The organism is Planomonospora algeriensis, assembly GCF_977012225.1.
Genome location: NZ_CDRNDK010000192.1, coordinates 1 through 11,222, shown reverse-complemented (window position 1 = coordinate 11,222; position 11,222 = coordinate 1). Strand labels below are relative to the sequence as shown.

General features: G+C 71.2%; 11 protein-coding genes and 1 pseudogene. 6 read left to right on the top strand and 6 right to left on the bottom strand.

The window, feature by feature from the left end:
- Positions 1-83: 83 nt before the first annotated feature.
- From ACWJ6R_RS19890 to ACWJ6R_RS19875, 4 genes and pseudogenes are all read right to left on the bottom strand, one after another.
- Positions 84-245 carry a hypothetical protein gene (locus tag ACWJ6R_RS19890; protein ID WP_449063670.1) on the bottom strand — a complete coding sequence of 54 codons (162 nt, stop codon included), beginning with the start codon at positions 243-245 and terminating at the stop codon, positions 84-86.
- 131 nt (positions 246-376) lie between these two features.
- Positions 377-900: pseudogene (locus tag ACWJ6R_RS19885) on the bottom strand (YbhB/YbcL family Raf kinase inhibitor-like protein).
- Positions 901-954: 54 nt separating this feature from the next.
- A complete protein-coding gene (locus ACWJ6R_RS19880) occupies positions 955-1,803 on the bottom strand; it encodes an ABC transporter ATP-binding protein (RefSeq protein ID WP_449063669.1) in 849 nt (282 codons plus the stop codon).
- Positions 1,796-2,728, bottom strand: a complete 933-nt coding sequence (locus tag ACWJ6R_RS19875) for an ABC transporter permease (protein ID WP_449063668.1) — start codon at positions 2,726-2,728, stop codon at positions 1,796-1,798. Before ACWJ6R_RS19875 ends, ACWJ6R_RS19880 begins: the two co-directional genes overlap by 8 nt.
- A gap of 495 nt (positions 2,729-3,223) precedes the next feature.
- On the opposite strand from ACWJ6R_RS19875, the gene ACWJ6R_RS19870 reads away from it, so the two are divergent.
- The 6 genes from ACWJ6R_RS19870 to ACWJ6R_RS19845 all read left to right on the top strand — a co-directional run bounded on the left by ACWJ6R_RS19870 (position 3,224) and on the right by ACWJ6R_RS19845 (position 8,996).
- Complete coding sequence (locus tag ACWJ6R_RS19870; protein ID WP_449063667.1) at positions 3,224-4,849, top strand: peptide ABC transporter substrate-binding protein; 1,626 nt, start codon at positions 3,224-3,226, stop codon at positions 4,847-4,849.
- 204 nt (positions 4,850-5,053) lie between these two features.
- Complete coding sequence (locus tag ACWJ6R_RS19865; protein ID WP_449063666.1) at positions 5,054-5,995, top strand: ABC transporter permease; 942 nt, start codon at positions 5,054-5,056, stop codon at positions 5,993-5,995.
- A complete protein-coding gene (locus ACWJ6R_RS19860; protein WP_449063665.1) occupies positions 5,988-6,347 on the top strand; it encodes a hypothetical protein in 360 nt (119 codons plus the stop codon). Before ACWJ6R_RS19865 ends, ACWJ6R_RS19860 begins: the two co-directional genes overlap by 8 nt.
- Positions 6,338-6,931 (top strand): ABC transporter permease, encoded by a 594-nt coding sequence (locus tag ACWJ6R_RS19855; RefSeq protein WP_449063664.1) that lies wholly within the window; start codon positions 6,338-6,340, stop codon positions 6,929-6,931. The genes ACWJ6R_RS19860 and ACWJ6R_RS19855 overlap by 10 nt, the downstream gene beginning before the upstream one ends.
- 9 nt (positions 6,932-6,940) lie before the next feature.
- Positions 6,941-7,996 (top strand): ABC transporter ATP-binding protein, encoded by a 1,056-nt coding sequence (locus ACWJ6R_RS19850; protein ID WP_449063663.1) that lies wholly within the window; start codon positions 6,941-6,943, stop codon positions 7,994-7,996.
- Positions 7,980-8,996: an ABC transporter ATP-binding protein gene (locus ACWJ6R_RS19845; protein ID WP_449063662.1), complete on the top strand. Its 1,017-nt coding sequence runs from the start codon at positions 7,980-7,982 to the stop codon at positions 8,994-8,996. The genes ACWJ6R_RS19850 and ACWJ6R_RS19845 overlap by 17 nt, the downstream gene beginning before the upstream one ends.
- Positions 8,997-9,119: 123 nt before the next feature.
- Here the strand turns inward: ACWJ6R_RS19845 and ACWJ6R_RS19840 are convergent, their stop codons facing one another.
- Both ACWJ6R_RS19840 and ACWJ6R_RS19835 read right to left on the bottom strand, forming a co-directional pair.
- Positions 9,120-9,416, bottom strand: coding sequence for a hypothetical protein (locus ACWJ6R_RS19840; protein ID WP_449063661.1), 297 nt, complete (start codon positions 9,414-9,416; stop codon positions 9,120-9,122).
- Between the two features lie 359 nt (positions 9,417-9,775).
- Positions 9,776-10,981: a S8 family serine peptidase gene (locus tag ACWJ6R_RS19835; RefSeq protein WP_449063660.1), complete on the bottom strand. Its 1,206-nt coding sequence runs from the start codon at positions 10,979-10,981 to the stop codon at positions 9,776-9,778.
- Positions 10,982-11,222: the final 241 nt, after the last annotated feature.

Sequence of the window (11,222 nt, the reverse complement as noted above, 5' to 3'; positions counted from 1 at the left end):
ACGGAGGTCCGGGCACACGTGCGAAGAGACCGGCCGGTGCGCACCGGCCGGTCTCTTCGCGTGCTGGTCCAGGCGGGAGCCGCTCAGTCGCCGGGGGTCCGGACGGACGTGCGGCGGGCGATCTGGGCCTGGAGCCTGGCCATCTGCCAGTGCAGCTCGATGAGCTGCTGGGTGAGCTGGAGATGGGGGACATCGGACGGATCTTCTGCGGCCAGGTGGTCGATCGCGGTCGACAGCTCTCGCATCGCGCGCCCCCACTCCATGACGGCTTCCTGGTTGAGAATCCCTGATCGAAACAACGTTCGAATCATAGCCGAACGCCGGTCCCGGTGTCAGTCGATCGCCCCAGGACACGCCGGTGCGCCGTCGGCCGCGCTCAGCCCACCTGGTAGACGGGCGCGAGGTAGCCGCGGGCCAGGGTGTTGGCGGTGATGTTGAAACCGATCACGGCCGGCGGGGCGTCGGCGTCCACGCCGAGCTTCTCCACGCTCAGGGCGTGCACGGCGAACAGGTAGCGGTGCGGGTGGCCGGGCGGCGGGGCGGCGCCGCCGTACTCCTTGGTGCTGTAGTCGTTGCGGCCGTGCAGGCCGAACCGCGTGTCGGCGGTGCCCGCTCCCCGAGGCAGCTCGGTGACGTCGGCGGGGATGTCGTACAGCAGCCAGTGCCAGAACCCGCTGCCGGTGGGGGCGTCGGGGTCGAAGCAGGTGACCGCGTGGCTCCGGGTGCCCTCCGGGCGCCCGACCAGCGCAGGTGCGGTGAGACGTTCCCGCCGGACATGCCCCAGCCGTTGAAGACGTGGACGTCGGCCAGGGTCTCGCCGTCGCGGACGTCGTCGCTCTCGACGGTCAGCGCGGGGACGGGCAGCAGGAAGTCGTACGGGACGGGTGGCCGTGGGGACACCGTTCACCTCCGGTGAGGAGCGTGGTTTCGGACGCTCCTCATCCTGCCCCGTCGTCAGCCCTTGTTGTAGGCGGCGAGCACCGTCTTCGGGTCGCCGTCCATCTTGATCTTTCCCTTGTGCAGCCAGATGACCCGGTTGCAGGTCTCCTCGATCACATCGAGGTTGTGCGCGACCAGGAAGACCGTGCCGGCCTCCTCGCGCATCTTCTTGATGCGCTCCTGGCTCTTGCGCTTGAAGTCGCGGTCGCCGGTGGCCAGGGCCTCGTCGATGAGCAGCACGTCGTGGGCCTTGGCGGAGGCGATGGCGAAGCGGAGCCGGGCGCCCATGCCGGAGGAGTAGGTCGACATGGGGAACTGCACGAACTCCCCGATGCCGGAGAAGTCGACGATGTCGTCGTACTTCTCCCTGACCTGCTGGGGGTTGAGACCCATCGCGTAGCAGCCGAGCACGATGTTGCGCTCGCCGGTGAGCTCGCGCATCAGGGCGGCGTTGACGCCGAGCAGGGAGGGCTGGCCGTCGGTGTAGACCGCGCCGGAGTGCGGGGGGAGCAGGCCGGCGATGGCGCGCAGCAGGGTGGACTTGCCGGAGCCGTTGCGGCCGACGATGCCGATGGCGTCGCCGTGGTAAGCGACGAAGGAGACGCCGCGGACGGCGTGCACCTCCTTGGTCTGGGGGCGGCCCTGGCGCTTGAGGAGGCGCATCAGGGCGTTGGCCGCGTTGCCCTTCTCGGCGTCGGTGGCGGCGCCGTACACGCGGTAGATGATGTGCAGGTCGTCGACGACGACGGTGGGGGTGCGGGCCGCCTGCGGGGGCTCGGGGTCGGGATGCACCCGGACATCCGCGCGGGGGGCGCCGGGTTCCTCGGCCTTCACTCGGGACAGCTCCTCGGTCGACTCAGCCACGGCCGTACTTCTCCTCGGCTCGCCAGAAGTACCAGAAGCCACCGATCAGGGCGAACAGTGCCCAGAATACGCAGACGATCCAAATGTGCGACGGCCCCTGGTAGGAGCGCATGAGCAGGTCGCGCATGAGTTCGATGTAGGCGGCGGCGGGGTTGAGGTACATGGCGTCGGCGATCCACTGCGGCAGCCCGGCGCTGAGCACGCGCTGCTCGATGGCGAAGAACACCCCGGAGGTGTAGAGCCAGGTGCGCATGATGAAGGGCAGGAGCTGGTTCAGGTCGCGGGCCGTGGCGCCCACCCGGGCCAGGACCAGGCTGGCGCCGATGTTGAACATCGTCTGCAGCAGCAGGGCGACCGGGACGAGCAGCCAGAGCCACGTGGGCGCCTCACCGGTGAGGGGCACCAGCACGACCAGCACGCCCATGGAGATCAGCAGCTGCTGGAACTCCTGGATCGTGTAGGCGAACGGGAGCGCCGCACGGGGGAAGTGCAGGGCGCGGATCAGCGAGAGGTTGCCGGAGATCGACTTGGCGCCGCCGCTCACCGCGCGCTGGGTGTAGGTGAAGACGAACATCCCGGTGATCAGGAACGCCGTGTAGTTCTCGATGTCGCCCTTCGCGCCGAGGATCAGGCCGAACATCAGCCAGTAGATCGCGGCGTTGAGCAGCGGGGTGAGGACCTGCCAGAGCTGGCCCAGGGCGGAGTTGCTGTATTTCGAGACGTTGCGCGAGGTCGCGTACGTCATGACGAAGTGCCGCCGCTCCCACAGCTGTCGCAGGTAGGCGGGCAGGCTCGGGCGTGCGATGGCACGCCGAAGACCGTGACGCGCGGCGAGCTCGGCCAGCGGCTCCTGCCCCTTGGCGGGGGTGCCGTCACTAGGGCCGCCCGCCTGGGCGTCCGCGATGGCGGATTCCGGCTGGCTCATGGCAAGGACTCTATTGGATGGTGGTGGATGACATGCCTGCGGCGGTGGGCCCGCCGCACATTGGACGGGAGTCCCAGCCGGGAGGTTCCATGCGGATTGTGTGGATTCTCCCAGGATTCAGGCCCCCGCCCCAGGCCAACGGTAGTCCAGGACCGGACGGGTGCGGACCTCAGCGTGAGCACCCCGGTCGCGAAGGTATCTTGACGGGGCCATTCCTGTGCCACATATGCATTAATGTCTCTTTTGTATGCATGTGGGAGTCCATGTCACGCGGGGCGGTCACCGTGTGACGCTCGGCGGCGTGCGCGTGACCGAACTGCAACACCACGGAGACGACCCGGTGTGGGGCGGTGCGGAATAGTCGCGTCCGACTGGTGTGGCGTCAGTGCGTTGGCCGGGTCAGCGGGGGCCGAGGTGCGCGCATCCTCCGCCTGGCTGCCCCGGGCATCGGAGCTCAGTGTCGACGCCCACCTGTAAAGGGAGGATTTACCACAAATGCGTGTCACCAAGGGCGCGAAGATCATCGCCGGTACCGTGCTGCTCGCGCTGGGGCTCGCCGCATGTGGCAGCGGGACCTCCGAGAGCGGGGTCGCCGGGGCCGGTCAGCCCGTGCGCATGAAGATCGGCGAGCCGCAGAAGCTGTTCTACCCCGCCGACACCACCGAGGCCGAGGGCGCCGAGGTCATGGGGGCGATCTTCGCCCCGCTGGTGAAGTACGACGAGAACAAGCAGGTCATCGACTTCGTCGCCGACTCGATCTCGTCGACCGACAACAGGGTCTGGACGATCAAGATCGAGCCGGGGTTCACCTGGCACAACGGCGAGAAGCTGGTCGCGCAGAACTACGTGGACGCGTGGAACTACGCGGCCAACCAGGAGAACGCGCAGGGCGGCAACTACTTCTTCGCCCGCGTCCTGGGCTACGCCGACCTGAACCCGGGCGAGGGCAAGACCCCTGCGACCAAGCAGCTGAAGGGTCTGCGGGTCATCGACAACGAGACCTTCCGGGTCACCCTCAGCCAGCCGTTCTCCCAGTTCAGGACGATGCTCGGCTACACCGTGTTCTACCCGCTGCCCAAGGCCGCCTTCGGTGAGGACGGGAAGATCACCGAGGCGTACGCCAAGCAGCCGATCGGTCAGGGCTACTTCAAGATGGACAAGCCCTACAACAAGGGCACCGACCAGACGATCGAGCTGACGCGCTACGAGTACTTCCCCGAGGTGAAGCCGAAGTTCCAGAAGCTGCAGTTCAGGATCTACACCAGCGCCGAGACGGCCTGGAACGACCTGCAGGGCGGCACGCTCGACATCCTGGAGCAGCTGCCGCCGTCGGCGATCTCGACCGCCAAGGAGCTCGGCGACCGCTACATCGACCAGGCCGACGCCGGCGTGGGCTACGTGGGCTTCCCGATCATGGCCAACAAGGCGTACGAGAACCCGCAGATCCGCCGGGCCATCTCGATGGCCATCGACCGCAAGACCATCACCCAGACGGTCTTCTCCGGCACGCGCGCCCCGGCCGACGACTTCATCAACCCGCTGCTGGACGGCTACCGCCCCGGCGCCTGCACGGCCTGCGCCTACGACCCCGCACAGGCCAAGCGGCTCTACGACGAGGCGGGCGGGCCGAAGCAGCTGGAGCTCGCCTCCAACATGGACGGCGGACACAAGGAGTGGATCGAGGCGGTCGCCAACAACCTCCGCTCCAACCTGGGCATCGAGGTCACGGTCCGGCCGTTCGAGAAGCTCCAGCAGATCCTCGACGAGCTGGACACCAAGAAGTACGGCGGCATGTACCGGATGGGCTGGAGCATCGACTACCCGTCCGCGGAGAACTACCTGACCCCGATGTTCTCCACCGGTGCGATCAAGACCGGTGCGAACTTCGCGGGCTACTCCAACACCGAGTTCGACGAGCTCGTGGCCAAGGGCGACACCGCCGGCAGCCAGGCGGAGAGCCTGAAGTACTACCAGAAGGCCGACGACCTGCTCCTGCGCGACCTGCCGATGATCCCGATCTTCTTCTACCGGTTGAACGCCGCGTTCTCGCAGCACGTCCGGGGAGTCAAGATCAACCTGATCAACCAGGTCGAGTGGACCACGGTCGAGAGGGCGGCCTAGGCCCCGGATCCCGCCGGAGGCGACCGCACCCGGACCGACGGGCCCGACGCGGGCCACCGGGCCCCGACGGGCCCGGGCGACGCGGCGGCCCGGCGTCCTCCCACCAGGAGGCGCCGGGCGGCCCCGCCCGTTCCCATCGACGAAAGGCCATCCGTGAAGCGCCTCCCCCGCCGGTCGATCCCGGCACGCCCGTAGCCGGATCCGATGGGCCGCTACGTCATCCGGCGCCTGCTCCAGGTGATCCCTGTGCTGCTGGGCGCCACGTTGCTCATCTTCTTCGTCGTCTTCGCGCTGCCGGGCGACCCGATCGCGTCGATGGCCGGCGACAGGAGGATGGACCCCAACCTCCTCGCCGTCCTCACCGAGCGGTACCACCTGGACGACCCCTTCCTCGTCCAGTACTGGAACTATCTCTCGGGGCTCCTCCAGGGCGACTTCGGCGAGACGTTCGCCGGGATCCGGGTCTCGGAGATCATCGCCGGCAAGTTCCAGGTCTCGCTGAACCTCGCGCTCACCGCGCTGGTCATGGAGGCCGTCATCGGGGTGGGCCTCGGCTTCTACGCCGCGCTGCGCCGGGGCCGGGCCCAGGACACGCTGGTGCTGGCCGCCACCCTGCTGCTGATCTCCATCCCGACGCTGGTCACCGGCTTCGTGCTGCAGCTCCTGCTCGGCGTCGAGCTCAAGCGGAGCACCGGGATCGACTTCTTCCCCATCTCGGGCGCCTTCGACGGGTGGCGCAGCTACCTGCTGCCCGGCTTCGTGCTCGCCGGGACGTCGATCGCCTACCTCACCCGGCTCACCCGGACCACGCTGGCGGAGACCCTGCGCGCCGACTACGTCCGCACGGCGGTGGCCAAGGGGCTGCCCCGGCGCCGGATCGTCGGGCGGCACGCGCTGCGCAACGCGCTCATCCCCGTGGTCACCTACCTCGGCGCCGACCTCGGCACCCTGATGGGCAGCGCGGTGATCACCGAGACCATCTTCAACCTGCCCGGGCTGGGACAGGAGCTGTTCCGCTCGATCTACGAGCGCCAGCAGCCCGTCGTCGTGGGCATCGTGACGCTCCTGGTCCTGGTCTACGTGCTGGCCAACCTGGCCGTCGACCTGCTCTACGCCGTGCTCGACCCGAGGATCCGCTATGAGTAGCGCCGCACCGCCCAAGGGCGCGCCCCCGAAGGCCCGGCGCGCCCGGCACGCCAAGTCCCCCGGCCGGAGCGCCAGGGCGGCCAGGCCCGCCGGGCTCTGGCACGACGCCTGGCACGACCTGCGCCGCCGCCCGCTCTTCGCCGTCTCGACGGCCCTGATCACGGTGATCCTGGTGATGGCCGTCGCGCCCTCGCTGTTCACCTCGGTGGATCCGTACGACGCGGCGGGCTGCGTGCTCGGGAACGCCCGCCAGGGGCCGAGCGCCGCCCACTGGTTCGGCACCGACAACCAGGGCTGCGACACCTACGCCCGGACCGTGTACGCGCCCGCAACTCGGTGCTGGTGGGGCTGAGCACCACCGTGCTCACCGCGCTCGCCGGCGGCCTGCTCGGCCTGGTGGCCGGGTTCCGGGGCGGGTGGCTCGACGCGGTGCTGTCCCGGGTGACCGAGGTGTTCTTCGCCATCCCGTCGGTCCTCGGCGCGCTGTTGATCCTGTCGATCTTCCGGACCGGCACGGTGTGGACGGTCACGCTGGCGCTGGCCGTACTGGCGTGGCCGATGACGTTCCGCATCATGCGGGCCGCGGTGATCACGACCAGGGGCCAGGACTACGTGGTCGCGGCCCGGGGGCTCGGCGCGTCCGCGGGGCGGCTCATGTTCCGGCACATCCTGCCGAACTCGATCGCCCCGCTGATCGTGGTCTCCACCATCAACCTCGGCGTGTTCATCGCCGCCGAGGCGGGCCTGTCGTTCCTCGGGCTCGGCGTCCAGTCGCCGGACATCACCTGGGGACTGATGATCGCCGACGCCCGGGCGCGCTTCCACGAGGCCGCGGGGCCGCTGCTGTTCCCGGCGGCGCTGCTGAGCGTCACGGTGCTGGCCTTCATCATGCTGGGCGACGCGGTGCGCGACGCCCTCGATCCGAAGCTGCGGTAGGGGGAGAGCATGACCGGCATCACGGGCGGTACGCCATCGATGCTGCCCGCCTGGGGAGGCGGCGCCGCGCCGCGGAGCGAGCCGCTGCTGGCCGTCGAGGACCTGCACGTGGAGTTCGCCACCCGCAGGGGCGTCGTGCAGGCGGTCAACGGGGTCGACTACACGCTGGAGGCCGGCCAGACGCTGGCCGTGCTCGGCGAGTCGGGCTCGGGCAAGTCCGTGACCGCCCAGGCGATCATGGGCATCCTCGACGCGCCCCCGGCGCGCGTCACCCGGGGCCGGATCCTCTTCCGGGGCACCGACCTGCTCGGGCTGAGCGAGGAGAACCGGGCGCGGGTCCGGGGCCGCCGGATCGCGATGATCTTCCAGGACGCGCTCTCCGCGCTGAACCCGGTCTTCACCGTGGGGTGGCAGATCGGCGAGATGTTCCGGGTGCACCAGGGCGCCTCCCGGCGCGAGGCCGAGCGGCGGGCCGTCGAGCTGATGGACCGGGTCCGCATCCCCGGCGCCGCCCGCCGGCTGCACGACTACCCGCACCAGTTCTCCGGCGGCATGCGCCAGCGCATCATGATCGCGATGGCGGTCGCGCTGGAACCGGAGCTGCTGATCGCCGACGAGCCGACCACCGCGCTCGACGTGACGGTGCAGGCGCAGATCATGGAGCTGCTCGCCGAGATCCAGCGCGAGAGCGGCATGGGGATGATCCTGATCACCCACGACCTCGGCGTGGTCGCCGACGTGGCCGACCGGATCGCCGTCATGTACGGCGGGCGGATCGTCGAGCACGCCCTCGTGCACGACGCCTACCGGGCCCCCGCCCACCCCTACACCAGGGGCCTGCTGGACTCGATCCCGCGCGTCGACCGCAAGGGACGGGAACTGCACGCCATCACGGGCCAGCCGCCGAATCTGCTGGACATGCCGCCGGGCTGCTCCTTCGCGCCGCGCTGCCCCTACCGGCAGGGGAACTGCGCCGTCGAGGCGCCGCCGCTGCACCGGATCGGCCCGACCCGCGGCAGCGCCTGCCACTACTGGAGGGAGGTCCTCGATGGCAGCCACCGGTGACCCGGTTCTCGAGGTCCGCGACCTGGTCAAGCACTTCCCGGTGACCCAGGGCGTCCTGGCCAGGAGGCAGGTCGGCGCGATCAGGGCCGTGGACGGCGTCTCCTTCGACCTGCGCCGGGGTGAGACGCTCGGCATCGTGGGAGAGTCCGGCTGCGGCAAGTCCACGCTGGCCAGGCTGCTGATGGCGCTGGAGCGGCCGACCTCGGGCTCGGTGCGGGTCGGCGGCCGGGAGATCACCCGGGTGAAGGGCGCCGAGCTCAAGCAGGTCCGCCGCAACGTCCAGATGGTGATGCAGGACCCGTACACCTCGCTGAACCCGCGGATGACCGTCGGGGACATCGTCGGCGAGCCGTACGAGATCCACCCGGACGTGCTGCCCAAGGGGAGGCGCCGGCGCAGGGTGCAGGAGCTTCTGGAGATCGTGGGCCTCGACCCGGACCACGCCGACCGCTATCCGCACCAGTTCTCCGGCGGACAGCGCCAGCGCATCGGCATCGCGCGGGGGCTGGCGCTCCGGCCCGAGATCATCATCTGCGACGAGCCGGTCTCGGCGCTCGACGTGTCGATCCAGGCGCAGGTCGTCAACCTGCTGGGACGGCTGCAGCGCGAGTTCGGCCTGTCCTACATCTTCATCGCCCACGACCTGTCGGTGGTCCGGCACATCTCCGACCGCGTCGGCGTGATGTACCTCGGCAAGATGGTCGAGCTCGGCCGGGACGCCGACATCTACGGCCGGCCGGAGCACCCCTACACCCAGGCGCTGCTGTCGGCGGTCCCCGTCCCCGACCCGGACGGGCGCGAACGGCGCGGGCGGATCATCCTGCAGGGGGACCCGCCCTCTCCGGCCGACCCGCCGTCGGGCTGCCGGTTCCGCACGCGGTGCTGGAAGGCGCGGGACGTCTGCGCCCAGCAGGAGCCGCCGCTGCAGGTACGGCCCGGCGCCTCGCATGAGAGCGCCTGCCATTTCCCCGAGCTGTACCCGGTGCCCCGCCCCTACTGACCCGCGGGATCAGGGGACGCGGCGGGCGGGCCGCCCCCGGCGGTGGGCGCGGGAGCGCCGCCGGGGGTGCGCGGACTACGTGATGCCGCCGGCGAACCGGCTGTGCGGGCGGTCACCCGGGAACTAGCCCTGCGGGCCGTCGCCGCGGTACTCGCCGTACGGGCCGTCACCGGGGTAGCGGTCGCCCGGGCCGTCGCCCGGGCCGTCGCCCGGGTACTGCTGCTCGTGCGGGGCCCCGTCGCCGCGGTCCAGGAGATCGCTGAGGCCGCCGCCCCCCAGGAGCGAGCTGAGCGGGCTGTTCTCGCCCAGGATGCGCTCGAGCGGGTTGGGGCCGTCGAAGACGCTTGCGGAGGCCAGGGTGGCCGTGCCGGCGACGGCGATGCCGACGATGGCGGTGGCCGCGAGAATACGACGGATCATGGTTGTTCTTCCCCCGAAGATTTTCCGGGCCGGGCACGTGAGATGTGGTCGTGCCGGGCCGATGTGACGCCGAACTGGCGCTTAGCAGTATGGGGACCGGGCCGTCGCCGCAGGGGCGGAACCCCGAAGGGCGATGGCGATGATGGCCGAGCCGTTACCGAAGGCGCCGGGGTCGGCGGTGGAACTCTCCCAGGTCTTGACCGGTCGGGGAGTGTCCGCTGTACCGGGGGAGCGGAGGTCGCGGTGGGGCGGGCGGGCCGCGTGGTCTCGGCGGCGGGTTAGGCGGACCGTGCGGTCTCGGCGGGAGGTTGGACGGACCGTGCGGTCTCGGCGGTGGGGCGTCGCGGCCGGGAACGGGCTCACGGGCGGCGGTGGGCGGGGGAGCGGCGGTACCGGTACCGGGTCAGCCGGTGGGCGGCCAGGGCGAGGACGAGCAGGACCAGCAGGACGCAGACGGTCCGCCGGGAGAGCACGGCGTCGACGAGCCGGCCGGGCGGGGACCACTGCGGGGCGGAGGCCCGGAGCGGCCGGCGGCGGATCCCGGCGGCCTCCTCCAGCGCCCGGGCGGCGTTGACCACCCCGAAGCCCGTGCCGGTGTCGTACCCGCCGGCCGGCCGCCGGGTCGCCCCCGCGGTGAGCGCCTGCACCACCAGCGCGGGCGACATCTCCGGATGCTCCGACTTGATCAGCGCGGCCACGCCGGAGACCAGCGCGGTCGCCTGGGAGGTGCCGCGGCCGACCCAGTACGCGTCGCCGGGGCCGGCGCCCAGGACGTCCACGCCGGGGGCGGCCACCAGGACCGAGGGGTTGACGTTGGAGAAGGAGGCCCGGCGCAGGCCCGGCCCCGTGGCCGCCACCGAGACCACCCCCGGGAAGGCCGCCGGGTAGGAGTAGGGCGCGTACCCTCCGTCGGCGGCCTCTCCCGCGCCCTCGTTCCCGGCCGCCGCCACGAGCACCACCCCCCGGGAGACCGCGTAGCGGATCGCCGCCCGCTCCTCGCCGGTGGCCAGTTCCTTCGAGATCGACATGTTGATCACGTCGGCGCCGTGGTCCACGGCGTACCTGATGCCCCTGGCCACCACGTCCTCGAACCGCTCGGCGGCGTTGAACTCCCGGAATCCGGGCTCCTCGTCCTCCAGGATCACCCGCACCGAGAGCACGCGAGCCCGGGGCGCGACCCCGATCACCCCGTCGGCGCCGCCCGGGCCGTGGCCGTGCCCGGCGATCAGGGAGGCCATGTAGGTGCCGTGCAGCCGCGGGGGCGCCGTACCCGGCGGGTTGGCCCCGGCGGTGAAGTCCCTGCCCTCGGTCACCGAGCCCGCCAGGTCGCGGTGGCGCGCGTCCACGCCGGAGTCCAGCACCGCGACCGTCACCCCGTGCCCCTGGGAGGTCCGCCAGGCCCGGGGCAGGTCCAGGGTCCGCAGCACCTCCCGCTGCCTGTCCCTGACCTCGTCGGCCTGGGCGCCCCCGGCGGGCAGGACGGGGACGAGCCCGCAGGCGAGCACGGCCGACGCCCCGGTCGCGGCCGCCCACCGGACCGCCCGGCCGGTCGTACGGCGAACCACCCGGCCGGTCGTACGGCGAACCGCCCAGCCGGTCGTATGGCCGTCCGTACCGCGAACCGCCCGCCGGGACTCCCGCCTCAGCACCGCCACTCCGGGGCGGAGCAGTCCGGCCGGGCGGGAGCGGACAGGTTCGCGAGGATCCGGTCGGCGATGTCGCCGGTGAAGGCGAACAGGGTCGGCCGCGGCCGGCCGCCGTCTTCGCCGGCGCCGTCGACCGCCCCGCGGTGACCATCACCAGATA

What these genes read in the sequence shown, in the direction of transcription:
- ACWJ6R_RS19850 (WP_449063663.1), top strand. Translation starts at nt 6,941, where the DNA reads ATGACCGGCATCACGGGCGGTACGCCATCGATGCTGCCCGCCTGGGGA.
- ACWJ6R_RS19870 (WP_449063667.1), top strand. Translation starts at nt 3,224, where the DNA reads ATGCGTGTCACCAAGGGCGCGAAGATCATCGCCGGTACCGTGCTGCTC.
- ACWJ6R_RS19875 (WP_449063668.1), bottom strand. Translation starts at nt 2,728, where the DNA reads ATGAGCCAGCCGGAATCCGCCATCGCGGACGCCCAGGCGGGCGGCCCT.
- ACWJ6R_RS19860 (WP_449063665.1), top strand. Translation starts at nt 5,988, where the DNA reads ATGAGTAGCGCCGCACCGCCCAAGGGCGCGCCCCCGAAGGCCCGGCGC.
- ACWJ6R_RS19890 (WP_449063670.1), bottom strand. Translation starts at nt 245, where the DNA reads ATGCGAGAGCTGTCGACCGCGATCGACCACCTGGCCGCAGAAGATCCG.
- ACWJ6R_RS19845 (WP_449063662.1), top strand. Translation starts at nt 7,980, where the DNA reads ATGGCAGCCACCGGTGACCCGGTTCTCGAGGTCCGCGACCTGGTCAAG.
- ACWJ6R_RS19840 (WP_449063661.1), bottom strand. Translation starts at nt 9,416, where the DNA reads ATGATCCGTCGTATTCTCGCGGCCACCGCCATCGTCGGCATCGCCGTC.
- ACWJ6R_RS19865 (WP_449063666.1), top strand. Translation starts at nt 5,054, where the DNA reads ATGGGCCGCTACGTCATCCGGCGCCTGCTCCAGGTGATCCCTGTGCTG.